This window comes from Anabaena sp. AL09 (assembly GCF_001672255.1).
In the GTDB taxonomy this organism is placed as follows: domain Bacteria; phylum Cyanobacteriota; class Cyanobacteriia; order Cyanobacteriales; family Nostocaceae; genus Dolichospermum; species Dolichospermum lemmermannii.
The window spans coordinates 1-22982 of record NZ_LJOQ01000053.1 but is presented as its reverse complement, the minus strand read 5'-3'; the positions used below and the strand labels follow the sequence as shown (position 1 = coordinate 22982).

25 protein-coding genes are annotated in these 22982 nt (G+C 37.2%); 12 read left to right on the top strand and 13 right to left on the bottom strand.

Annotated elements, in window-relative coordinates; all coding sequences use genetic code 11:
• Nucleotides 1-396: 396 nt before the first annotated feature.
• The gene (locus tag AN490_RS10555) at nucleotides 397-882 is read right to left on the bottom strand and encodes a DUF4168 domain-containing protein (protein WP_213710992.1); all 486 of its coding nucleotides are present in this window, start codon (nucleotides 880-882) and stop codon (nucleotides 397-399) included.
• A gap of 123 nt (nucleotides 883-1005) precedes the next feature.
• On the bottom strand, nucleotides 1006-1992 hold the full coding sequence (gene holA / locus AN490_RS10550; RefSeq protein ID WP_168634291.1) for a DNA polymerase III subunit delta: 987 nt from the start codon (nucleotides 1990-1992) through the stop codon (nucleotides 1006-1008).
• Between the two features lie 82 nt (nucleotides 1993-2074).
• Between holA and AN490_RS10545 the strand changes: the two genes are divergently transcribed.
• From AN490_RS10545 to AN490_RS10535, 3 genes are read left to right on the top strand one after another with little or no spacing between them, the layout of a single operon-like run.
• Entirely contained in the window at nucleotides 2075-2860 is a 786-nt protein-coding gene (locus AN490_RS10545) for a DUF1868 domain-containing protein (RefSeq protein WP_213800277.1), read from the top strand.
• 52 nt (nucleotides 2861-2912) lie between these two features.
• Nucleotides 2913-3080, top strand: coding sequence for an element excision factor XisH family protein (locus AN490_RS10540; protein WP_300002824.1), 168 nt, complete (start codon nucleotides 2913-2915; stop codon nucleotides 3078-3080).
• Nucleotides 3068-3403: a XisI protein gene (locus AN490_RS10535; protein ID WP_300002815.1), complete on the top strand. Its 336-nt coding sequence runs from the start codon at nucleotides 3068-3070 to the stop codon at nucleotides 3401-3403. The genes AN490_RS10540 and AN490_RS10535 overlap by 13 nt, the downstream gene beginning before the upstream one ends.
• Here the strand turns inward: AN490_RS10535 and AN490_RS10530 are convergent.
• Complete coding sequence (locus AN490_RS10530) at nucleotides 3400-3564, bottom strand: hypothetical protein (RefSeq protein ID WP_300002812.1); 165 nt, start codon at nucleotides 3562-3564, stop codon at nucleotides 3400-3402. The genes AN490_RS10535 and AN490_RS10530 overlap by 4 nt on opposite strands.
• 537 nt (nucleotides 3565-4101) lie before the next feature.
• Here AN490_RS10530 and AN490_RS10525 point away from each other — a divergent pair.
• From AN490_RS10525 to AN490_RS10510, 4 genes are all read left to right on the top strand, one after another.
• Nucleotides 4102-4536, top strand: coding sequence for a CHAP domain-containing protein (locus tag AN490_RS10525; protein WP_300002809.1), 435 nt, complete (start codon nucleotides 4102-4104; stop codon nucleotides 4534-4536).
• Between the two features lie 185 nt (nucleotides 4537-4721).
• Complete coding sequence (locus AN490_RS10520; protein ID WP_300002806.1) at nucleotides 4722-6212, top strand: efflux RND transporter periplasmic adaptor subunit; 1491 nt, start codon at nucleotides 4722-4724, stop codon at nucleotides 6210-6212.
• Nucleotides 6213-6288: 76 nt separating this feature from the next.
• Nucleotides 6289-7470, top strand: coding sequence for an ABC transporter permease (locus tag AN490_RS10515; RefSeq protein ID WP_300002803.1), 1182 nt, complete (start codon nucleotides 6289-6291; stop codon nucleotides 7468-7470).
• A gap of 68 nt (nucleotides 7471-7538) precedes the next feature.
• Nucleotides 7539-9038, top strand: coding sequence for a TolC family protein (locus AN490_RS10510; protein ID WP_300002800.1), 1500 nt, complete (start codon nucleotides 7539-7541; stop codon nucleotides 9036-9038).
• Between the two features lie 227 nt (nucleotides 9039-9265).
• On the opposite strand, the gene AN490_RS10505 is transcribed toward AN490_RS10510, so the two are convergent.
• Entirely contained in the window at nucleotides 9266-10900 is a 1635-nt protein-coding gene (locus tag AN490_RS10505; RefSeq protein ID WP_300002797.1) for a Ppx/GppA phosphatase family protein, read from the bottom strand.
• A gap of 92 nt (nucleotides 10901-10992) precedes the next feature.
• Between AN490_RS10505 and AN490_RS10500 the strand changes: the two genes are divergently transcribed.
• Nucleotides 10993-11874 (top strand): 4-hydroxybenzoate solanesyltransferase, encoded by an 882-nt coding sequence (locus tag AN490_RS10500; protein ID WP_300002794.1) that lies wholly within the window; start codon nucleotides 10993-10995, stop codon nucleotides 11872-11874.
• A 125-nt stretch (nucleotides 11875-11999) separates the two neighbouring features.
• Nucleotides 12000-12578, top strand: coding sequence for a hypothetical protein (locus AN490_RS10495; RefSeq protein WP_300002791.1), 579 nt, complete (start codon nucleotides 12000-12002; stop codon nucleotides 12576-12578).
• A gap of 202 nt (nucleotides 12579-12780) precedes the next feature.
• On the opposite strand, the gene AN490_RS10490 is transcribed toward AN490_RS10495, so the two are convergent.
• Nucleotides 12781-14166: a PP2C family protein-serine/threonine phosphatase gene (locus tag AN490_RS10490; protein ID WP_300002788.1), complete on the bottom strand. Its 1386-nt coding sequence runs from the start codon at nucleotides 14164-14166 to the stop codon at nucleotides 12781-12783.
• A 395-nt stretch (nucleotides 14167-14561) separates the two neighbouring features.
• Between AN490_RS10490 and AN490_RS10485 the strand changes: the two genes are divergently transcribed.
• Nucleotides 14562-14726, top strand: a complete 165-nt coding sequence (locus tag AN490_RS10485; protein ID WP_300002785.1) for a hypothetical protein — start codon at nucleotides 14562-14564, stop codon at nucleotides 14724-14726.
• A 367-nt stretch (nucleotides 14727-15093) separates the two neighbouring features.
• On the opposite strand, the gene AN490_RS10480 is transcribed toward AN490_RS10485, so the two are convergent.
• From AN490_RS10480 to murG, 6 genes are all read right to left on the bottom strand, one after another.
• Nucleotides 15094-15450: a hypothetical protein gene (locus tag AN490_RS10480; protein ID WP_271835943.1), complete on the bottom strand. Its 357-nt coding sequence runs from the start codon at nucleotides 15448-15450 to the stop codon at nucleotides 15094-15096.
• A complete protein-coding gene (locus tag AN490_RS10475) occupies nucleotides 15450-15686 on the bottom strand; it encodes a DUF433 domain-containing protein (RefSeq protein WP_015080699.1) in 237 nt (78 codons plus the stop codon). The genes AN490_RS10480 and AN490_RS10475 overlap by 1 nt, the downstream gene beginning before the upstream one ends.
• A 262-nt stretch (nucleotides 15687-15948) precedes the next feature.
• Nucleotides 15949-17430: a signal recognition particle-docking protein FtsY gene (gene ftsY / locus AN490_RS10470; RefSeq protein ID WP_300002779.1), complete on the bottom strand. Its 1482-nt coding sequence runs from the start codon at nucleotides 17428-17430 to the stop codon at nucleotides 15949-15951.
• Between the two features lie 131 nt (nucleotides 17431-17561).
• Nucleotides 17562-18203, bottom strand: coding sequence for a transcription antitermination factor NusB (nusB, locus tag AN490_RS10465; RefSeq protein ID WP_015080701.1), 642 nt, complete (start codon nucleotides 18201-18203; stop codon nucleotides 17562-17564).
• Nucleotides 18204-18270: 67 nt separating this feature from the next.
• Nucleotides 18271-18999, bottom strand: coding sequence for a DUF502 domain-containing protein (locus AN490_RS10460; protein WP_300002822.1), 729 nt, complete (start codon nucleotides 18997-18999; stop codon nucleotides 18271-18273).
• A gap of 775 nt (nucleotides 19000-19774) precedes the next feature.
• Nucleotides 19775-20848 (bottom strand): undecaprenyldiphospho-muramoylpentapeptide beta-N-acetylglucosaminyltransferase, encoded by a 1074-nt coding sequence (gene murG / locus AN490_RS10455; protein WP_300002775.1) that lies wholly within the window; start codon nucleotides 20846-20848, stop codon nucleotides 19775-19777.
• An 85-nt stretch (nucleotides 20849-20933) separates the two neighbouring features.
• Here murG and AN490_RS10450 point away from each other — a divergent pair, with 85 nt between their 5' ends.
• Entirely contained in the window at nucleotides 20934-21746 is an 813-nt protein-coding gene (locus AN490_RS10450; RefSeq protein WP_300002772.1) for a nuclear transport factor 2 family protein, read from the top strand.
• A gap of 21 nt (nucleotides 21747-21767) precedes the next feature.
• On the opposite strand, the gene AN490_RS10445 is transcribed toward AN490_RS10450, so the two are convergent.
• Together AN490_RS10445 and AN490_RS10440 are read right to left on the bottom strand one after the other, a co-directional pair.
• The gene (locus tag AN490_RS10445) at nucleotides 21768-21980 is read right to left on the bottom strand and encodes a hypothetical protein (RefSeq protein WP_300002770.1); all 213 of its coding nucleotides are present in this window, start codon (nucleotides 21978-21980) and stop codon (nucleotides 21768-21770) included.
• Nucleotides 21925-22071, bottom strand: coding sequence for a hypothetical protein (locus AN490_RS10440; RefSeq protein ID WP_300002767.1), 147 nt, complete (start codon nucleotides 22069-22071; stop codon nucleotides 21925-21927). The genes AN490_RS10445 and AN490_RS10440 overlap by 56 nt, the downstream gene beginning before the upstream one ends.
• Between AN490_RS10440 and AN490_RS10435 the strand changes: the two genes are divergently transcribed.
• Nucleotides 22070-22831 (top strand): SDR family oxidoreductase, encoded by a 762-nt coding sequence (locus AN490_RS10435; protein WP_300002764.1) that lies wholly within the window; start codon nucleotides 22070-22072, stop codon nucleotides 22829-22831. The genes AN490_RS10440 and AN490_RS10435 overlap by 2 nt on opposite strands.
• Nucleotides 22832-22982: the final 151 nt, after the last annotated feature.

Sequence of the window (22982 nt, the reverse complement as noted above, 5' to 3'; positions counted from 1 at the left end):
TCCTCTTGCAATTATCTTCACGACGAGGATTGGTTTAATCTATTCTTTCAAAGTATTATTTTTTCTCGGTTCAGTTGCCGGGAGTCGTTTCTCTCCCCGGTACTTAACTAATATAGCAATCCTTCCTTTTCCTGTCAAGGGGGTTGGGAAATATTTTTTTGGCAGGGGAAAATAATAGCTGAAATCTTTGTGAAAATAGGGATTCAGCCTATTTTCTAAGTTATCAGTCTGCTAAAAAGATTTTGTGTAAGGTAAAAAAACAGGAATTATCTTTTTGGTCTAATGCAGGTTGACGAAGGAATCAATCGGCAATAAAGGGGTTTAAACTCTATGTTTCCCTGATTTTTAGTGATAATCATGGCTTTTTGCCATCCTGATCATAGTATTTGAGATTACTTATTTGGAGGTTTTTGAGGGTGAAGCCTTTTGCAAATGTAGTAATGTATTATACAGTTGCTTTTTTAAATTATTGTTGTTTTGGATTTCTAAGGTGATTTTATTGAATCTTTCAACTGTAAGACCACTATCCTCGACTATTTTTTGAGAATGGTTGCAGTAATTTCCGGCAATATCTTTGGCTTTGCCAGGTAGTGCATTGATACTTGTAGGATCATTACAGATCACTTGGGGAACATCTTTGCTACCGATGAGTTTTTTTATTTCCTCAAAGGCTTGCTGACGGACTGGTTCCATCCCCAATACAGCTTTTGCATAGTTAGTTACTTCTGTATTGTTGATGTTTAAGGTTTGAGCGATTCCTTGGGAATTGAAGCCGAAAGTCGCGAATATCAGACTTGCAGTGGCAATAGTTGCCAAAATCAAGGGTTGAGAGAGAATTCGCTGCAACCGTTTGGTTGAATGAAGACTGTAAATTTTGAGCATATATTATAATACAGGTGACACAGAAGGACAAACAGGAAATGTGATTGATCATAAGTTTGAATTATTTTCTGAATTAGAAGTTCCAGTCAAGATTGAATCAATATATTAATATTGATGGGGTTATTAAATGCGGCGACATATTTGACAAAGTTCGATGACTTTAGTTTGTAGGGTTGAGGTTTCGGATGCACCTTGCTTGAGGCTGACTTCTAATTCTAATAGCAGTGGTAAGGCAGAGATGAGTTGCTGTAGGGGGAGAGATTTGACTTCTTGCTGTAGGAAGTAGATGCGTTTGGGGTTAGAGATTTCCGCACCTTGAGCGATGGCTTGGGGGTTGCGTTCACCACTGTCCATCATCATTTTTACTAATAACCAGGTGCGAAATTGACCTATGAGTGTGGCAACTATCCGTAAACCCGGTTCGGCTGCATTGCTGAGATCACCTAAGATGCCTAAGGCTTTTGGGGTGTCTCCAGTTCTGATGGCTGTTGCTAGTTGTAAGGTGTTTTGAGTGGTATTTCTGACTAATTCCGATACTGTATTCACATCTAAAGGTTTGCCACTACCTTCTGTATAAAGACGTAATTTTTCTAGTTCATTGTAGAGAAGACGGGTATCGTTACCTACTGATTCGGCTAATAGTTCGGCGACGAGGGGACTTATTTTTATACCGACAGTTTGAGCGGCTTGTTGAACTGATTGGACTAAAAGTTCGGTTTTCCAAGGAGGAATTAGGGGAAATTCGGAAATTGTAGCAAATTGCTTGAGGAGTTTTGTACTTTTAAGGCGTTCATCTGGTTTGTTGCGACTGGTTAATAGTAAAGTGGAATCTGGGGGGATGACTTTGAGAGTGCGTTGTAATTCGGCTAGGATAGGCTCTGGACAATTTTGCCCCAGAGTGGTGTTAATGAGCCACACGAAACGCCCACCAGCCCCGAATGGCGGTGTCATTGCTTGATTTAAAGCTTGGACTATTGAATCGGGTTGATCTGCGGGAAATGAGGTATAGTTAAAACTAGTCCAGAGGGGATCAAGGATGCGATCTCGTAAAGTTACTACGGCTTTTTCCATGGCGAAATCATCTTCGCCCCAGTAAACATATATTGGCATAGCAATTTAAAATTAAAAATTAATTTGGTCAAATTGAGTAAATCTCCCTACAATCTATCAAAAGAGCGCAAGGTGATCAAGATTGGACGACAACTACCAAACCTATTTAAATCGGGTAGCACACATGACGCTACCAGAAGCTTACAAAACCCAGATTCAGCATATTCAGGAATCTTCTAAATTTCGGGTTCATGCTGGAGTAAGAGTTGCTACACCCTTTCCAGGCTATACGCTGATTACCCCACCAGCAGCAGAAGACCTGAAAAACGCTGCTTTTTACGGTCAAATAGAAGCCTATCAACGGCAATTATTAGAGCTACCCATTGGTGGTGATTTGATTGTACCTGTTCCTGCTGTTAGTTTTCATCTGACGGTGGCAGATTTAATTTGGGATAGTGCTTTTCATCATGCTTGTACAAAAAATCCCCAATTTGCTGAAGATTTGAATTCTCAGTTGGCTGAGATGTTTCAACAATATCAGCAATTGATGACAAAGGGATCTCCTATATCTTGGCAAATGTTGGGGTTGATTGTGATGCCCAGGGCTGTAGGTGTGTGTTTAGTACCAAAGGATAAACGTTCTTATGAGGAAATTATTCAGTTCCGACGGATAATTTATCAAAATCGCACGTTAATGGGCTTGGGTATTGAGCAGCATTATCATTTTACGGCTCATGTAACATTGGGGTATTTTAGCGAAATTCCCCCAGAGTTAGATCGGGTAAATCTGAATACAATGTTTTGTGAGTTTAATCAATCATTGCCGTTAGATACTCCAGATTTTCTCATTGATAAGGTGGAATTACGAAAATTTGATAATATGATCCGCTATTATCGTCAACCAGACTGGCCGAGTTTGGATTTTTAAGTAATTCATAGTAGGGGTTTAGCAGTGCTAAACCCCTACAAACTCGACACATATAAATAATTTTAATCAAGAATGTAAATTATATTTAGCAATTCCTGAAGCTGCTTATCAAGACTTTTTTCTAAAACCAGCTATTCAAGATATTTTAAGTGATCAACAGCAGATTAATTACATTATTTTTGATCCAATTCAAGAGGTAATTGTACAATGGATCAGTTAGATAAATACAGAAAAATTATAGTTAGTGTTGTCAAAAAACACGCTCAATATAAACCTAGTCATGGTCAAATTGAGGCTTTATGTATTTGTGATCAAGAATCTGATAATTATTTGTTAATGGATACGGGTTGGGATAAAACAGGTAGAGTTCATGCAGTGGTATTTCATTTGCGAATTATTGATGGTAAAATCTGCATTGAAGGGGATGGTACGGAAAGGGGGATAACTGGGGAATTATTGGAATTAGGAGTAGGAAAGGATGATATTATTTTAGGTTTTATTCGTCCTGAATATCGGCAGTTTACAGATTTTTCTGTAGCTTAATTTTGGGCTTTCGCTTTTTTCACTTTCTCAATTTGCTTGGGTGCTTCCATTTCGTTGAATAGTCGGATAGCTTCATTAAAGTTGGTGTGGCTTTTTTCGGTTTCATCCATTTTTTGATATGTTAAGCCAAAGTTAATATTTTTTAGCAATGCCACAAGCATTTTTTATTGTTCCAACTGATTCACAGGCAGGTTTTATCAGTATTTTAACGGATACAGCACTTTTCAGTGTTATGAGTTACATATCTAGTGGGTAAGATGCCCGCACCACAAGAGTTTGATGATTCAACTTTGTACCTCATAAGAGCGAAAACCGCTGTAATAGTTTGGGTGCGACCTCTTACGTAATTGCTCACACAGCATGATAAATTAAAAACGAAAATAATAGTTATATTTACATAAAATACTATTTTGCTAGATTCTTTTCAATGCTAACCTTTACAGCTTATTCACAGCTTTATGATAGTGATATAGGTTGTGTTTATTTGTAACTAATTTTACGTTGATATTGAATTTAGAATATCTGTTTAATTTCACCATAATTTCATAAATATGCCATTTTCATGAAGATTCAATACTCTTGGGTTGAGAAAAAATCAGTAGAAATGCGGGTGGTTTTTTTTAAGGAACGTGAAATAGTCAGTATAGAAAAATGACTTGTCAATAGTTAAAACACTAGATAAAACACCAGAATAATTTATGATCAATACATCACCAACAGTCTGGCAAACAATTAAATCCTTTGCTGCTAATGGACTAGCTATTGCAGCGATTGCTACCTCTAGCGTTGTTGTAGCTACTAGTATCCCTTCCCCTGCTCAGGCATCTACTGCTTGCAATTGTGTCCTATACGCAAAAAGTCAAGTTCCTTCATTACCTAATGGTTTGTGGACACTGGCAGACAAGAGAAGAATAATTAATAGTAGTCAACCCACACCTGGTGCGGTAGCCATTATTGACAATCGTGTTTCCAACCCCGTAATACGTAACTATGGTCATGTGGCTGTAGTCAGAGATGTATATGGTAATGGTACTATTAGGATTCAAGAATCCAACTGGGGTGGTTGTGGTATTCGCTATCGTACTGGCACACCTGCTAACTTGGGCATATTGGGATATTTTCGTCCTAGATAACAGAGATTTGTAAATCGTGGTAGAAGCGTTTGTTAAATGTAGGTTGTATTGACACAACGCAAGGAAACTCAACGCCAATTAATATTTGTGATAAATTTTTTGTAGAGACGTTTCCTACAACGCCTTTACTTCAATTGTATTTATAAAATATAATGAAAAACTTTAAGTTCAAACCAGGATTTAAATTGTTAACCATATCGGCAAGTTTAACAAGTGTTACTCTTGGATGTTGGTTAATTTTTGCCATATTTACCCAAAGTAAAATTCAAACCATCCCCGTTCGTATGGTGACAGCTACTCAAAACAAAGTAGAAGATAAAATTACCGGAGAAAGTGGCATATTAAAATTAGATAATCAAAGAAATATTAAATCTCCAATCACAGGAACAGTAGAACAAGTTTTAGTCAAAATTGGAGACAAAGTTAAAAAAGATCAAACTCTAATCCGGTTACGAGATACAGAAACACAAATTAAATTACAAGAATTTGCATCTGATTTGAAAGAGAAGAATTTACAACTTGTTGATAAACAATCATCTTTAAAAAGAGCAGAAAGTAAATTATTAGAAACTCAACAAGAATATAGAAACATTCAAACTACCTATGGAAATGATATTAACAGGAAAAAAGATGAGAAAATTCGGGAAATTCAAAAGCGTAAATTAGAAGTTACCAGAAAACAACAAGCATTAACAGCTAAAACAACTGATTTAAAAGAATCAAAAGTTAAATTAGCAGAAAATAAACAACTTTTCGCTAAAGGATTTATTTCGGAAACTGAATTAAAAGAGCAAGAAAAGAAAGTTATTCAAGCTGAAACAGATTTAAGTAATGCTAAAGATGAATTATCTTTAAGTAATTTAGATTTAGAACAACAGAAATTAGAATTACAAAGTTTTTTGCAAGATGTCAGAAATAACAAATCTGAACCTCAACAAAAATTGAAAGAAGCTAAAACTAAAATTGACCAAGCTGTACAAGAATTAAATCAAGCTAAATTAGCACTCAATCAAATTATGAGAGAAATAGATAAACTCAAAATACAACGTCAAAAAATTGCTGAGGAATTACGAAAAACAGTAATTACTGCTCCTATTGATGGTGTAATTCTCAATTTACAAGCAAAATTAGGTGATGTAATTGAACCGAAAGGAGATGTTTTAGTTATTGGTGATCCTACTCAACAAATTGTGGAATTAAAGTTATCTCCTTTAGACGCAACTAAGGTTAAAATTAGACAAAAAGCTGAAATTAGTATTGTTGGTTTTCAATCACAGAAATTAACTGGTAAGGTTCAACAAATATCTTTATTAGCTGGAGATACTCAGAATAATAATCAAGGTGTAGATAATGTCAAAATTACAGCAATTGTGCGTTTAGATCAAGTTAATAAAAATATTGTTCCGGGAACTCCAGTGACAGTTGCTTTAATTATCGCTCAACGTGATAATGTGACAGTTATTCCTAGTGAAGCTATTCAAGAAAATGAATCAGAAACATTTGTTTGGATAAAAGATCAACAAGGTAAGGCTGTTAAAAGAATTATCAAAACTGGTTTACAAGGATTAGATAATATTGAAGTTAAATCTGGTTTAAAACCAGGAGATGAAATATTAATTCCCACTTTAGAAAATCCTTTAAATGAGGGAGATTATGTTGTCATAAAAATGCAGTAATAATATAATATTGTAGGGGTTTAGCAATGCTAAACCCTTACCGATGATAAAGAATCAATTTAACATATTTACCCCCATGAACATCAATGATTTATTATCTTTAACATCTAGTTCTTTACGCAGTAATCCCTTGCGCTCATTTTTGAGTAGTTTAGGTGTCTTTATGGGTGTATTTGCTGTGAGTGGAACTTTACAAGTAAGTGATATTGGGAAAATATATTTAAAGACGCAATTACAAAAAATGGAATCTCCGCAAATTTCTATTCAGTCTCCCTATAACTCGGTTACGTCTCAACCAGAAAAATATCAAAGCGAAGATTTAGCATGGTTAAAAACAAAGTTATCTGGTTGGAAATATATCGCTCCTGTACAAAATGGTGGTAATGATGCTATTTTTTTGGGAACTCAAAAAATCAATGTGGAAAGTCAAGCAGTAACACCAGATTTCTTACCTATTTCGGGAAGGAAATTAATTGCTGGTAAGTTTTTTACAGTTAATGATTTACAGCAAATCCGTTCTGTTGTTGTTATAGATCAATTACTCGCACAAAAACTATTTAAAGGTAAAAATTCATTGGGAAAAATGATTTATTTTCAAAATAAGTCTTATTATATTCAAGGTATTATTCAAACTAGAAAAAGTAGTTCATGGGGAGAAGAACAAGGATTGATATTAATTCCTTTATCTGTTTATCAATCTCTCAAATCAAGTCCTTTTTTTGATAAAATCACCATTACTCCCAAGAATCCAGAAAATATAGAACAACTCCAAAATCAAGCAACTAGCATTTTAAAGAAAAGATTCCCTAATGTAGATATTTACCCTTTTAGCAATGTTGAAGAGGTGAAAAGTTTAGAAAAAGTCTTAAATGGTGTGACTATTATTCTGTTACTTATTGGAAGTATTGCTTTATTTGTGGGGGGTGTGGGAATTGCTAATATTACTATAGCATCAGTTGTAGAACGGACTCCAGAAATAGGTTTAAGACGCGCTATTGGTGCTACACAAAAAAATATTTTAATTCAGTTTTTACTAGAAGCAACTTTTATTAGTATGACAGGAGGAATAATTGCAATAGCTACGGTACAAGGAATTACAATTATAACTGTAACTCTCTTGAATTTACCCTATCAATTTGGTTATGAAACTCCTTTAGTTTCCCTCAGTTCTGCTATTATGGTGGGTATTATTTCTAGCTTCTTACCTGCGCTGAGAGCTAGTAAATTAGATCCTGTTGAGGCTTTACGCTCTCAATAAGCAAGGTTTAGAATAATGTTAATGTTGGGTTTCCTTGCGTCAACCCAACCTACTTAATTTTTTTTACTATGAATCGTTTTTTATTACCAATATCATCTTTGCTTTTGATTTTACTGTTTCCGGGTTTAGGAAAATGTCAAGATATACCGAATCAACAAAATTTACCAAAATCTAATTCTGATTTGGAATTACTATTAAATAACTCTAGTCAGGAGTTACCGTTAAAATTAGCTGATTCTGTTTATTTAGCTTTACAAAATAATCGAGATTTAAAAATAGCTTATCTCCAACGTATTTTAGATCAAAAACAATTAGCTGAAACTGAATCTCAATTTAATCCAACTTTTACACCACAGCTATCTTTAAATTTGAACAATAATCAAACTGGTAATAATAAGAATAACAACACAACTGCTCTTTTAGGTGCTAATTTTAATTTGAAAATTCCTACAGGTGGTAATTTAAGTTTAACATGGCAAGGACAAAATCTTTTATCTCGTAGTAGCTTATTAGATACTTCTTCAGATACAAATACTCTAAGTCAAAGTGTCAATCTTAATTTTAGTCAACCTTTATTAAAGGCTTTTGGTACACAATTAAATACTCTGAGTATTCAAAGAGCGAAATTGACAGAAAATGCAAATATTTTAAATATAAAAAATACTACTTCTCAAATAATTACTAATACTATAGTTAGTTATAGAAGTTTATTGTTAGCTCAGGAAAGATTAAAAATTGAACAATTATCTTTTGCTAATGCTAAAAAAGATTTAGATAGATTACAAGCATTATTTGAATTTGGGAGAATTCGTAAAAATGATCTGGTTGAGCGTCAAGCTGATATTGCTCAACAAGAAGTAAATTTACTGAATATACAATCAATTTTAGAACAAGCAATTTCTGAATTAACTAAAACTATAGATTTACCGATAACAAAAAAACTAATTGCTATTGAGACTCCTGAACCTCCAAAAAGTTTAAATCTACCAGCTTTTACAGAAATGCTAGAATTAGCTAAAGCTAATAACACTGGTTATCTTGCTGCTATTAATGCTGTAGAAAATGCTAAATTTGGGATAACAGAAGCTAAAAATCAACAACAATTGGATTTAAAATTAAATGTGAGTTATGGTTTTAATAGTGCTTCTAATATTCAAGATACAAATAATTTAAGTTCGTCTTTAATATTAAATCGTGAATTTGGTAATCTCAGTCAAGATAATGCTGTAGTTAAAAGTGAAATTAGTTTACAAAATGCTAATTATACTCTAGCAAAAACTCAGGATAATTTAAATGAAGAGTTAAGAAATAAAATTCGTAATGTTAAAGATACTTTTAAACAAATTGAATTAGCACAGCAAGCACGAAAGTTAGCAGCATCAAAAGTGATAAATGCTAAGGAAAGAATGAGATTAAGTAGTAATATTTCGATGACGGATATTATTAATTTTGAAAAAAGTTTAGTTGATGCTCAAAATCAAGAACTTAATGCTATCATTAATCATCTTAATAGTATCACTCAATTAGAACAGTTTTTGGGAATTACTCTGAGTAAATGGGTTAAATAATGCGATTGTAATTTCAGAGGGAACAGGGAACGGGCAACTTTTTAACAGGAAAAACTCATGTTTAGAAACATGAGATTGAAATAATGACACTGTTTTTTTGGTGCTTACCCATCTTTTAAAAACATCTTTTTTTTTGACAGAAGCTCTAAACTGGTGCAAATGAGTGTTTCTTATCTGTTCCCTGTTCCCTTTTTTTGTAACTTTTCCTGGTCTAATGAGGTACAAAATTATCTATTCATTAATGTTGCTATGAATCTTAAACCAAATTCTTCTTCAAAAACTCCTTTTTTGTAATCTAAACTCCACATTTCTAAGGCACATTCATCATCAATTAATGATGGAAATATCAACATCTTAAATTCTTTGAAGTTGGGAATATATTCACATTGAACATGAGAAATAGCCCCTATTTGTCTTCTGTCTAAAGCAACAGCTAACCTTAAAATAGCACTGAGTTGATTAACCATTGTCCGATGTTCTTTGTGCAATAGATTCTGATAGCTTTCATGTTTTTTCTTGGGTGGAGATCTGCGGTGATAACGGGCTATATTGGCAATAATTTCGATTTCGGTTTCGTTATAACCGAGTAATTCACCATTTCTAATTAAGTAGTATGAATGTTTGTGGTGTGCAGAATGGCTGATATAGTGACCACTATTGTGTAAAATGGCAGCAGCCCATAGTAATTGACGTTGATCTGCATTCCAATAATGTAATTGTCCTTTGGTTTGGTCAAATATATTAAGTGCAAAAGCGGTAATGCGCTCGCTATGTTCTAAGTTAGTTTGATATTTTTTGGCAGTTTTTAATACACTGCGTTCCCGAATGGAACTTTGAAACCGCAGTCTGTTGTCAATGAAGCCATGAGTTAGCATCCAGTCTACAATTACGCCTTCCCTAAGAGACCGCTCACAGACTGTTACGGATTGTACTCCTAACAAGGTCATTGCTTCCTGTAAAATTACTGCCCCTGGAAGTATTACTTCTGACCTTTTCTCTGGCATTCCGGGAACGGTAGCCCGTTCTACATTGGTCATTTTGCGTAAGCGATTTACCCAGGTTCGCAAGTCTTGGAGACTGAATTGATACCCATTGAGGGTGGAAGGAACAAGACCTAATTTTTCCCGCGCATGGATGGTAGCGATGGTTTCTATTGTCCCAGATGTGCCGATTAACTGGGGAGAATCGCCAATTTTGAGTTTTCCTTGCACTTCTTTCACAGAACGTTCTAGCATTCCTCTAGCGTAAGCTTGGAGGTATTTAAATTCGGTTTCGCTGATGGGATCTGAGGCGATTAATTCCCCAGTTAAGCGCACTGCACCAACTTTTGTACTGGTGAGGCTGCGAGGTTCTTCACTGTCTCCTAAAATCAATTCTGTTGAACCACCACCAATGTCAATTATGATATGCGGTTTGTTGTTAAATTCCATCCCCGATAATACACCTAAGTAGATGCGACGGGCTTCTTCGGGTCCGGAAATCAAGTCAACGCTTAAACCGACTTCGGTTTCGACTTGGTGGAGAAAATCTTGACCGTTGGGAGATTCCCGGACTGCACTTGTCGCCACAGCAACAATACTATTTGTCCCTAAGCTGTCAGCAAGAGTTTTAAATCTTCCTAAACAGGCGATCGCTTTCATCATCACTTCCGGTTTTAATTCGCCAGTAATTAAATTGCGATCGCCTAATCTCACCGTTTCCTTTTCTCTGGCAATAATGGTAAAAGATGGTAAAGTTGCTTCAATTTTCACCACTATGATATGCAAAGAATTTGTACCAATATCAATGGCTGCAATCATCTGATTTTCTTGAACTGATTCACTAGGTTTATTTTCCCAGTTAGCGGAGACTAAATTTACCATCTTGTTATTCTCTGAATAGATGAATAGGGACTGGAGGACAAATAGCAAATAACGATATTCTATAAATGTAAAGATATGTTAAATAAGCAAATATGTTGGAGACACCAAAAACCAACCCAGAACCATTATGGCTTGTAATTATCCGGCTGTTAAGGTGGAATAAACCAGAAGGGAGGTTAATTCTGATGATACCCGCATTGTGGGCGGTATTTTTAGCCGCTGCGGGTAAACCACCTATCCCCCTAGTGGGAGTGATTATTCTCGGTAGTATCGCCACCAGTGCGGCTGGATGCGTAGTTAATGATTTATGGGATAGAGATATTGATCCCCAAGTTGAGAGAACACGCGATCGCCCGCTTGCATCTCGCGCCCTTTCCGTTCAAGTTGGGATTGTGGTGGGAATAGTCTCCCTCGTCTGTGCCGCAGTTGTCGCTTTCTATCTTAACCCTTTAAGCTTCTGGTTGTCTGTGGCCGCAGTTCCAGTAATTGTCCTTTATCCCGGTGCGAAACGGGTCTTTCCTGTTCCCCAATTGGTGCTTTCGATTGCTTGGGGTTTTGCGGTTTTAATTAGTTGGAGTGCTGTTACAGCTAATATTACAGCACCGACTTGGTTGCTTTGGGGCGCGACGGTACTATGGACATTAGGATTTGATACCATTTATGCCATGAGCGATCGCCAAGATGATCAACGCATTGGCATTAATTCTAGCGCTTTATTCTTTGGTAAATATGCCCCTACAGCGATCGCTGTTTTCTTGATTGGTACGGTTATTCTCTTAGCTGGAGTCGGTTTATTAGTTAATTTAAACACAGCATTTTGGATCAGTTTAATTTTGGCTAGTATGGGCTGGATCTGGCAAATTATCCGCTTACAACAGCCTGAAATTCCTCATCCTGCTTATGGAGAAATGTTTCGCCAAAATGTCTGGATTGGTTTTTTAATGTTAGCGGGAATGATTCTTGGTTCTTTGTGAATTTGTCATCAATTTAACCAAATCAAAATTTTTATGTCAATCTAACTCAAGCTAGATTCAAAACTATCAGGACTACTGTTTTAAAGGTTGGGATATTAATCTACAAGCTAGATGCAACCAACCGAATGAAGCGATCTATTTTAGTTAAACTCGCTCCAATAATTTTACTGTCCCTGGGTAGTTTTGGTCTAGTTATTGGCAGTTTCTGGATGAGTAAAGTTGCTAGTAAAACCAAACAATTACAGTTAATTACTGATACATCACAATATCAAGAAATCCGTAACCACCAATGGGCTGATATTCAACAAATTCAACATTTTCCCGGACAAATTCCTAGTGATTCTCAAGTTTTACAAATGGCTTATGCTTCAGGATTAACTCCAGGAAGTAATTCTTTACAACTTCGGATCAAAGAACCACAAGCAAAGATTAAAAACCTCCTGACACAGTACAAAAAAATCTCTCAGCATCAATACCAAGGTGGGAATACAAATACTCATAGTAACCAACCCAACGGCGTACCGACAACATTCTTTTATACTAGCGATTCAGAAACAGAAACCTTTCCTAGCAGTTATGAAATATTGGTATTAAAAGCCGAAGATAAAAGCCAACCTGGTGCAAAATGGAATCATGGTAATAGTCATGGAGTTGCAATTGATGTTGCATCTTCAGAAATTATCTATTGGGCGGAAAAATGGTAAAAGCAGGAGTAAATTCAATCCCTGAAGAATAGAAGTTATATTTGATTTGTGGAGATTGCAAAAGTCAGATCCCCGGCTTCTTAAATAAGTCGGGGATCTTGTGTTATGTAGTCTTTGCGTAAGTATTGGTAGCGATCGCTCTCCCAGCGGATTTACCTGACACGTGAATCAAATTCTGGATATAGAATTTTTACCATAACAATCACACAATCTGCAAAACCACCAACGTCATATCATCGGTATTTTGCCTATCAGCACCGATAAATTGCTGAACTTGATCAAATAGATATTCCACAATTTCCTGGGGACTATTGCAATACTTACAAGCCGTTCTGAAGGATATAACAAAATTATCTTCATCAAAGCGATCGCCACCAGCCGCCGCTGCATCAGTCAAACCATCAGTATAATAAATAACTGTGTCCCCAGATTCTAACTGAACCTGAGCATCTTCATATTCGCTATTGGCATCTAAACCAATTAACATCCCCAACGTATCCAAACGGCTCACAGTTTTTGTCGCTGAGTGCCACCATAAAGGCGGATTATGGGCGGCATTACTATAAGATAAAATTCGCGTTTGCGGGTCATATTCTGAATAAAACATCGTCACAAAGCGGTGGGAATTTTCCAAATCCGCATACATAACCCGATTCAAATTTTGCAAAATTCCCGCTGGGGAATTACCATGCAATACTTCACCTCGTAGCATTCCCCGCAACATCGTCATAATCAAACCTGCGGGAACACCTTTACCCATCACATCCCCAATTACCAAACCCCAACTGGCATTTTCTGGAGATGCTTGTGATTTGGACTTTAACTGGTTTTGATTAGTGGGAATAAAATCATAGTAGTCACCACCAACATGATTAGCCGGTTTACAACGGGCTGCTAGAGACAAACCAGGAATATTTGGACATTGACGCGGTAAAAGTCGGCGTTGAATTTCTGCACCAATTTCTAATTCTTGATCTAAACGTGCTTTTTTTCTTAATTCTACAGATAATTCATCATTGTCAATCGCAACTGCGGTTTGGTCTGCCACTAACCGCACTAATTTTTGTCTAGTTTCTGTCCAACTATATTCTGGATCACGACTCAAAACATACAGCCAACCCCGTTCTGTATGCTTAACTAAAATAGCTGTCCCAAAGATTTGGACATCTGGACCTAAAACGGCGTGCATTTGGTCATCTAGAATGCCTGTGGAAATGGCAGCAGGAGCAGAATTAACTAAAAGAGTAATTTGACTACTGGCAGTTTCTAGGGCTTTTCTAATATTTTTTCGTTGCTGAGTATCTTGCCAATGTAGTTGTTCTAATCTAATTTGTCCATTGGGTTTATAAAGAAAAAGTGCGCTACCTTCCGCATCTGTCACTCTGGTAGCCATGAGGGGAATCAGTTCCAAAAACTGATTTAAATTATTAAAGCTTCTGAGGGCAAATCCTAAGGAACTCAGCAAGTCTTGAATTTTATTTTGTTCTCGATGCAGCCTGGACACAAGTTCTTTGAGTGCCACCACAGGAGTGACATCTGTGGTGGTGCTGCTATTACTATCAGTAGGATGGGGGGGAAATTGTGACACAGGTTAATATTGCAGTTGAGAATAGCAAATGTGTGATTCTTTATAAATACTCTTTCTTGATAAATTGTGAGATCATATTCAACGAAATTCGTGATTTTAGCAAGAGTAGAAGAAATGTTGAAGGTAATTTTTTAAGTCTTGGTTAATGCTGAGGACATTTTTGATGGTTAATTTTCCATGATGATAAATTCTCTAATTTGTCAAAAATAAATCTTTGGGAATCGGTCATTTTTATGATTAATTAACAGCCCCTAATTCTTTCACAACTGAATCAACCCTTCATATATCTTGAGAAATAAAAGTTTGCGATTAGCAAAATTACCTCTATTCCTGAAAGAATATATATTAAGAATCATCAAACTAAAAAACCAGATAGATTTTCAGTGAGTTAATTCATGGTTTTTGTGTTGCTGGAATTTTGGTTAAAACATAGTTGTCATCATGCTTTTAATCAAAACGGTTCTACCGTTCCCCTTATGATCAAACATCCTTTTAATATATCCAAAACCATTGGTGTACATGGTTTGAAAATATTAAAACCTCAAATCCAATCGGTGTAGGGGTTTCAGGGATATTTTACCGAAAATATCATAAAGGGAGCGGTAGAGCCATCAAAACTTGTTCAATTATGGACTACAAACATTTAACCTATATACCATAAATTCTCGAAATGTTTCCTTAGATAGATTTCTTTTATGGAAAAATTTCGCTTATTTTTGCTTAATGCTCTAAATTCAGTATATTTTTATACTAACATTTGAATTAAAGCGTGGGATTAAATATAAGTGTGACATTGCGGGGGATTTAGCTGATCAAAGGACATTAATATTCTGCATTTATCTGCGTTTATCTGCGTTTATCTGCGTTTATCTGCGTTCAATTATTCTTTAAGGCTTATTTTGTGCAGATTCATCTTAATATAAACTATTAACCAATAGATTCAATCTCACCCATATCATTGAGCAATACAGAAGATCCTACTGATAAAGATGAGATAATTTCACTAATTTTTTCCATTAAAGGTAGTAAATGATCAGGACGAGTGCTGCGAGAATCTAAAACAATAATTCTCAAAATTATATTAGTTAAATTTTGTTGATAGGGAAGATTTTTATCGGCTGTAATAAAGGCATCAAAAGGATATTTTTCAGCTAAATCAATAATTTCTCGATCTTTCAACCCACGCCATCCCATATCATTAACATTGTAAACTATGTCGCCTTTCCTTAAAAAAGGTTGTTTGAGTTTTTTACTCAAAAGATTTTCATCTAGTAATATAATCATTAAGCACAGCGTTCTTGAGCGATGATCAATTTAGCTGTATTTTCCAAGACTTTCATAGTTTGAGTCTCCAGATAGGGAAAATCACTAATAAACTCAGCTAATCCATTCTCCCCTTCGAGATAGTCAAAAAATGTTTGTAAAGGAACACGAGTTCCCACAAAAACAGGAACTCCACCCATAATTTCGGAATCGCGGTGAATAATTCCTTGAATTTCTAATAAGTTATTTAGCGTCATTTCTCATTCTCTAAAGATAATTTCACTTTTGATTATAGCTTGAGATATAAAGGCGGGTTTTATAGATTCCGCGCAGAATTTGGAATTTGTTTGTCTAGCCCCAGACTTCTAGTAGTTCGTCAAATTTATTTTGACGGATAATGATAGGAAAAAACTTCTGTTTTTCCCTCCCCTACTCCCCCCACTCCCCTACTTGCCTTTACCCGTCATTTTTGGATTGACAGACTACTAGTCTGAGGACAATTATTTTTCGGCGACGATATTAATCGCTTAACAATGCTTCTACAAATTCATGACTAGAGAATGGACGCAAATCTTCAATTCCTTCACCAGCCCCAATAAAACGAATGGGTAAGCCTAATTGCTGAACAACAGCGAGGGCGACACCTCCTTTGGCTGTTCCGTCTAATTTGGTTAAAACAACGCCGCTGAGTTGGGCTGCTTGGGAAAATACTTCAGCTTGTCGCAATCCATTTTGTCCTAAAGTAGAATCAAGAACTAACAGCGATTCTACACGGGCATTGGGGGCTTTTTTATCAATGATTTTGCGGATTTTGCTGAGTTCGTCCATGAGATTTTTCTTATTTTGCAGTCTCCCAGCGGTATCTATTAATAGTAGTTCGGTTTCTCTAGATTGAGCAGCAGCGATCGCATCAAACACCACGGCTGCCGGATCTGTGTTTTTCCCAGGATTGGCGATAACTTCAACACCGCTTCTCTCACCCCAAACTTTGACCTGTTCCACAGCCGCAGCCCGAAAGGTATCCGCCGCACCAATTAAGCACTTGTAACCGGATTTCTGTGCTAGGTGAGAAATTTTACCGATGGTGGTAGTTTTTCCCGCCCCGTTAACTCCGGTAATTAACCAAATGGTCAGGGTGTCTTTTGCCGGTGCAAAACTAGGTTTGTCTTGATTTTGCAAGGGTGCATCTAGGATATCTCGGAGAATTTCTTTGAGATAAGCGATCGCTTGTTCTGGGGGAGTAACTTCTGCGAGTAATTTCTTTTGTAACGCACTAATAATATAATCAGTTGCCTCTACCCCCACATCTGCCTGTAGAAGTAATGATTCAATTTCATTGACAGCCTCTTGATTAAGAGGACCCTGACCAACAATTGATTTTAGTTGGTTAAGAATATTCCGCCGAGTTTTATCTAAACCTTGACGGAGTTTTTTCAACCAAGTAATTTCTTCCAGGGAAATATCTTCAGCTTTTCTCCCTTGGGCGGCTAAAACCTTTGCTGACCACTTAAACCCATCATCAAATACCAGTTCTGGAATCTCTATTTCTGGTGCTGTGGTAGTTATCTGTATTTCGGGAATTTCGGTTTCTATCGCGCTAGCAATTAATTTCTCTTGTTTAGCTTGTCTTTCGGCCGCAGCCCGTTCTAAAAAAGATAAATTAGCTAATTCTGGTTCTGGTTGTAGTTCATTAACAACATCTTCAGTAATTTCTGCGATGGTTGCATCTATTTCTATCGGTGCAGTTATTTCCCCTACTTGAGTTTCTACTATTTCTTGACTGATAGTATCTTCTTCAACCGCTACAGATAATTCTGTCTCTAGTTGTTGTTTTTCTTGAATATTTTTATAAGCAGCTTTAGCAAAAGCCAACAAATCCGCCGTGTCTGGTGCGGTTGTTTCTGGTTCAGTTGCTTCTACTGCGGGTGTTTCTTCCTGAGATTGGTTTTCAGGAGTATCAGCAGATTCATTATTTGGACGACGAAACCAATTAAAAGCCATTGTAGTTTATTTTAGATAAAAATTTAATTAGGATAGGAGTCAGGAGTCAGGAGTCAGGAGTTAAGAAAGAAAGAAAGAAAGAAAGAATAAAAGTCTTACCAATGACCAATGACCAATGACCAATGACCAATTTAAACAGTTTGTTTTTGTTCACTAACTCGACGGAGAACACCATTAATAAAACGGTGGCCATCTTCTCCACTGTAGCGTTTAGCTAATTCTACAGCTTCATTAATAGCAATGCTGTCGGGAACTTGCATGAATTTTATTTCTGCGGTGGCTATTTGGAGGATATCTCTATCAATTTGAGCTAGACGGGTAACTTGCCAATCTACTAAAGCATTAGAAATAGATTCTTCGATAGCTTGATGGTTCTCGCTGACAGTAATAATAATCGCTTTAGCGTAATTACGAACTTCTTTATTTTGATTGGCCGACTGAATTAATTCTGGAAAATCAACAGATGTACCTAATTGATTGATAGCTATTTGGGTATAGGAAATTGCCTCTTTCAGCATGGTTCTAGCTGTATTCAAATCCGCAGCTCTCGTTTCGCTGGTCAATAGGCGATCATTACTCCGTTGCAGTTCTCCTGCGGCATTGTTCAATGTGTCCTGTACCTCTACTGTGAGAGTCCGGACTGCTCCTAAAACTAGCTTAGAAACTAATTGCTCGTCTGATAGGCTTTCTAGTTTTTTAGGGTTGATTGGTAATTGGCTCAAGGCTAATAGTGCCAATTCGCGGGCTATTTGTTGGGGTTTACGATGCTGCATACAGTTGGGATGATGAAAAATATGTGAGTTCTAGCGCAGATGAACAATTAGCTTATCTATTTTTTGCTCACTTTGCTAGGTTGGTATCGAGTTTAGTTTCTATTTCTGGAATTTCCTGCTGTTTTATTTCCAAAGATGATATTGCTGACAGTGCAGGGAGGTGAGAAGGCTGGATATTGGGGGACACTATACCACCAGATACAACGATTTTAAAAGCATCTTCAACAGATATAGAGAGATTAAGTACATCCTCTTCTGGTACTATCGCATACCATCCTGTGGTCGGATTGGGTGTAGTGGGAATAAACAGGCTAATTACAGGACGAGATATTTGACTTTGGATTTCATTGCTCATTGCTCCAGTAACAAAGGCGATCGCCCAAATGCCCGGACGAGGGTATTCTACTAAGACTACCCGGCGGAATTTGCCATTAGAATCTTTTAACAGAGTTTCTAATAGTTGCTTGAGGGTTTTATATACCTGTCCAGCTAAAGGAATGGCTTGCAATAGCCGCTCACCGAAATCCAATAACCATCGTCCAGCAATGTTTCTAGCCATTAAGCCAATAGCCAAAATACTTAATAATGGCACGGCTAATCCTACTAGTAAATTAAGTATATTTACTAAAATCGGATTTAAGCCATCAAAGGGATTGAGTTGTTTAGGAACTTGGGTGAGAAAGTTAATTACCCATGTGGCTATGGTAATTGTTAACCAGATGGTGGTTGCGAGGGGAATTACCACCAGCAAACCAGCAATCAGGTCATTTTTGAAGTCTTGTTTCCACCGTTCCATTCCCAAACCCCGATTCTCCTTATTTAGCTTCGTCAAACTGTTTTGACACTCTGCGGTCTGAAGACACGCAGATTCTTTAAGACTTGCTTAAAAGGGACAATCAAGTATCCCCCTAGACACTCAAAACAATTACCAGTACGATAGGTATTGCAATTGTGCTTACTTTTGGATTGATTTAGTGCTTTCCGAGTCCATCAATTTTTAGTGTTAAACGCTCCATGCTTTACCATTGCTTGTTTACCCAGGCTACGGCTATGCCGAGACGAGATAAATCAGGGGTTTCTCCTTAATAAAACACTTCTTTGCGTTGATGGTTATTCCTACTTGCTAATTAATTCTATCATGTCACTGCGAATAAATAGAGCCTCTGGCACTTCCTCCACTGTCTGAAGCCAAGTGGCTTCCGTGCCATTCGTTATTTTTTGTGATTATTTTCCATTTCAGCAAATTAGTCACATTGCGAATATCAGAAACTGATGACAACAGGTGTCAGTGTCTTACAATAGGCTACTTCTTACTGTTAAAAAACGCCTTTTGTATCTGTCTTTAATGGCAAAAAGTCAAACTATCGCTACAAAAGTTCACAATTTTCCTTGTTCAATGTAAATATAGCCATTAATCCACCGTAATGGCGGCTGAAAAATCTTTTAGAGTGTTACTTATCTTTGTAATACTTGTAAATTATTGTTGCAAGTCTGAGAGATATTATCTATCCTACCGCGCTATATCGCCAAATGCTCACAATTTAGGAATGACTATTTGGAGTTAATGGGAATTAATTTTCGATCACTTCTCTCACCAAACTTGCCAATTTATCTACACTATCAGGAACAGCGATCGATGCAGCTTTCTCTGCCATTCTCCCTAATTCTGTCGGAGATTGCAACAAATTCAAAACCTGAGTCGTAAATATTTCTGGAGTCAAATCCGACTGTTTAAAGGATAAAGCCGCACCAGCTTTAGTAAACACCTCTGCATTATAAGACTGATGATCTTCCGCTGCAAAGGGATAGGGAATCAAAATTGCTGGAGTACCACAAACTGCCAATTCTGTCAAGCTACCCGCACCGGAACGACTAATAGCTAAATTAGCTCTTCGCAACAAAGCCGCCATATTATTATAAAAAGCCAAGGCTATATATTGAGGATGTTGAAGACTGTTAATGTCGGGATCATTATCACCCGTTAAATGCACAATATAAGCACCGGCTTGAAACAGAGCGTCCGCGGACTGTCGCACCAACTTATTTACGGCTACAGCCCCCTGACTACCACCAAACACCACAATTAGAGGAACACCATTAGGAATAGGTAAATCTAAAGTGTTATTAACAGGCTCATCTAAGAATTGAGAACGAACAGGAGTACCCACACAGACAGTTTTTGTCCGAGGTAAATATTGAGTAGTTACATCAAATCCTATCGCTACCACATTACACCAAGGACCAAAAAAGCGGGTAACTTTTCCCGGTAAAGCATTGGATTCATGAAAAACCACAGGTAAACCCAAAGAACGCGCTGCAATTACCGCAGGTCCAGCAATATAACCCCCTGTGGTGAAAACTCCTTGGAACTTTCCTTGTTTAAGAATACGTCTGACTTTGAGAATCGAGCTGATCAATTTCCACAAGGTGCGGATAGAACCAAGACTCAAACCTTGCTGAAAACCTTCAACAGCGACCGTATTTAAAGGATATGTCTGGGGAACTAACTGAGTTTCTAGCCGATTTGACACACCCAGCCATTCAATATTGTATTCTGGCAGTTTTTCAGCCAATGCGATCGCCGGAAACAAGTGTCCACCTGTCCCACTAGCTGCTATAAGTAATCTAATTGATGGATTTACCATTCCCGACTATACCATTTATCGCCTAATTTCATTAAGATAAAACAAATTCCTGATCTTGTCTCATCAAATCAGTAAAATCTTCCTTATGACTAAAATTATCCCTTTATTAATGAAACGTAATAAAACATTAACTGTGAGTATTTCCCTAATTTCCAGTTTACTGGCAATTGGTTTATCCAGCACTTGGCAATTGGCTCAAGCTGGTCAAACCGGAAATGCACCCGCTACACTCACGAATCTATTAACACAAATTGATAATGCTGCTAATCAAGGTAATGTCAATGGTGTAATGAAATTTTATAGCCCTACATTTACTCATGGTGACGGCTTAAACCGCAAAGCAATGGAACAAGCCTTAACAGGACTTTGGAAACGATATCCTAAATTGCGTTACACGACCAAGCTAGAATCCTGGAAATCGGAAGGCAATACAATTATTGCGGATACTGTCACCACTATTAGCGGTTTATCTGCATCTGGTAATAATAATTTAACTCTCAATTCTACTATTAAATCGCGTCAAAAAGTCACAGGCTCAAAAATCGTTCATCAAGATATTTTATCAGAACGGACTCAATTAACCGCTGGAAGTAAACCACCCCAAGTAGAAATTAAATTACCACAACAGGTAAAAGTTGGTGAAAAATATAGTTTTGATGCCATTGTCAAAGAACCATTAGGTGAGGATTTTCTGCTGGGAACAGCCATAGAAGAACCCATTCAAGGTAATAAACTTCTCAACCCCACAATTGCAAATTTAGAATTTCTCAATTCTGGTGGACTGTTCAAAATAGGACGCGCACCCTCTACTCCCGGACCTCAATGGATTTCCGCAGTAATTCGCAGAGGTGAAGATATGACTATTATTACTCAACGGTTACAAGTAGTTAAGAAGTAGTTATTGGTGATTGGTGATTGGTCAGTGGCAAAGAAAAACAACTGACAACTGTACGGGCGAAGCATTTGGAGAACTATTTTTGGCAATGACCGATAATTTATTTTCCAAATGCTTCGCCCCTACTAACAACTGTACGGGCGAAGCATTTGGAGAAGTATTTTTGGCAATGACCGATAATTTATCTTCCAAATGCTTCGCCCCTACTGACAACTGACAACTGTACGGGCGAAGCATTTGGAGAAGTATTTTTGGCAATGATCGATAATTTATCTTCCAAATGCTTCGCCCCTACTGACAACTGACAACTGACAACTGACAAATTCATGCAAAATCAAATTGTTTTTATTACTGGTGCAAGTAGCGGTATTGGTGCTGCTTGTGCCAAGATTTTTGCTCATGCTGGTGCAAAACTGATTTTAGCTGCACGACGGTGGGAACGGTTACAACAATTAGCTGATTCTTTAGATATCGCAGCGGACAAAATCCATTTATTGCAACTTGATGTGTGCGATCGCTTGGCGGTAGAATCGGCTATTGCTAACTTACCCTCATCTTGGAAAAATATTGATATTCTCATTAACAATGCTGGTTTAAGTCGCGGTTTAAGTAAATTACATGAAGGCGATTTTCAAGACTGGGAAGAAATGATAGATACTAATATCAAGGGTTTGCTTTACCTTACCCGTTATGTTGTACCAGGAATGGTAGAACGGAATCATGGTCATGTTATCAATATCGGTTCTATTGCGGGGCATCAAACCTATCCTGGTGGTAATGTCTATTGTGGGACGAAAGCAGCCGTTAAAGCCATTTCTGAAGGCTTAAAACAAGACCTTTTAGGAACTCCTGTGCGAGTGACATCTGTTGACCCTGGAATGGTAGAAACAGAATTTAGTGAAGTCCGGTTTCATGGTGATACAGAACGGGCTAAAAAGGTGTATGCAGGCGTTAAACCCCTAACTCCTGATGATGTCGCTGATGTGATATTTTTCTGTGCCACTAGAGCCAGTCATGTTAATATTAACGAAGTCATACTTATGCCTGTTGACCAAGCCAGCGCAACTTTAGTGAATCGTCAAGTGTAACTCTTTCTCTCGTTCCCAGACTCCGGCTGGGAATGCCCCCCAGAGGCTCTGCCTCACCTTAGAGGATGTTTTAAAAGTTTTTAATGTGTAAACAGACCCCTCTCCAAACCTCTCCCCTACCAGGGGAGAGGCTTTAAAACCCCCATTCCCT

Bases quoted from the DNA above. Each gene is read 5' to 3' on its own strand.
- AN490_RS10555 (WP_213710992.1), bottom strand. From the start codon at position 882: ATGCTCAAAATTTACAGTCTTCATTCAACCAAACGGTTGCAGCGAATT.
- holA (WP_168634291.1), bottom strand. From the start codon at position 1,992: ATGCCAATATATGTTTACTGGGGCGAAGATGATTTCGCCATGGAAAAA.
- AN490_RS10535 (WP_300002815.1), top strand. From the start codon at position 3,068: ATGGATCAGTTAGATAAATACAGAAAAATTATAGTTAGTGTTGTCAAA.
- AN490_RS10530 (WP_300002812.1), bottom strand. From the start codon at position 3,564: ATGCTTGTGGCATTGCTAAAAAATATTAACTTTGGCTTAACATATCAA.
- AN490_RS10525 (WP_300002809.1), top strand. From the start codon at position 4,102: ATGATCAATACATCACCAACAGTCTGGCAAACAATTAAATCCTTTGCT.
- AN490_RS10515 (WP_300002803.1), top strand. From the start codon at position 6,289: ATGAACATCAATGATTTATTATCTTTAACATCTAGTTCTTTACGCAGT.
- AN490_RS10510 (WP_300002800.1), top strand. From the start codon at position 7,539: ATGAATCGTTTTTTATTACCAATATCATCTTTGCTTTTGATTTTACTG.
- AN490_RS10505 (WP_300002797.1), bottom strand. From the start codon at position 10,900: ATGGTAAATTTAGTCTCCGCTAACTGGGAAAATAAACCTAGTGAATCA.
- AN490_RS10500 (WP_300002794.1), top strand. From the start codon at position 10,993: ATGTTGGAGACACCAAAAACCAACCCAGAACCATTATGGCTTGTAATT.
- AN490_RS10495 (WP_300002791.1), top strand. From the start codon at position 12,000: ATGAAGCGATCTATTTTAGTTAAACTCGCTCCAATAATTTTACTGTCC.
- AN490_RS10485 (WP_300002785.1), top strand. From the start codon at position 14,562: ATGGTTTTTGTGTTGCTGGAATTTTGGTTAAAACATAGTTGTCATCAT.
- AN490_RS10480 (WP_271835943.1), bottom strand. From the start codon at position 15,450: ATGATTATATTACTAGATGAAAATCTTTTGAGTAAAAAACTCAAACAA.
- AN490_RS10475 (WP_015080699.1), bottom strand. From the start codon at position 15,686: ATGACGCTAAATAACTTATTAGAAATTCAAGGAATTATTCACCGCGAT.
- ftsY (WP_300002779.1), bottom strand. From the start codon at position 17,430: ATGGCTTTTAATTGGTTTCGTCGTCCAAATAATGAATCTGCTGATACT.
- nusB (WP_015080701.1), bottom strand. From the start codon at position 18,203: ATGCAGCATCGTAAACCCCAACAAATAGCCCGCGAATTGGCACTATTA.
- AN490_RS10460 (WP_300002822.1), bottom strand. From the start codon at position 18,999: ATGGAACGGTGGAAACAAGACTTCAAAAATGACCTGATTGCTGGTTTG.
- murG (WP_300002775.1), bottom strand. From the start codon at position 20,848: ATGGTAAATCCATCAATTAGATTACTTATAGCAGCTAGTGGGACAGGT.
- AN490_RS10450 (WP_300002772.1), top strand. From the start codon at position 20,934: ATGACTAAAATTATCCCTTTATTAATGAAACGTAATAAAACATTAACT.
- AN490_RS10445 (WP_300002770.1), bottom strand. From the start codon at position 21,980: ATGCTTCGCCCGTACAGTTGTCAGTTGTCAGTAGGGGCGAAGCATTTG.
- AN490_RS10435 (WP_300002764.1), top strand. From the start codon at position 22,070: ATGCAAAATCAAATTGTTTTTATTACTGGTGCAAGTAGCGGTATTGGT.
- AN490_RS10440 (WP_300002767.1), bottom strand. From the start codon at position 22,071: ATGAATTTGTCAGTTGTCAGTTGTCAGTTGTCAGTAGGGGCGAAGCAT.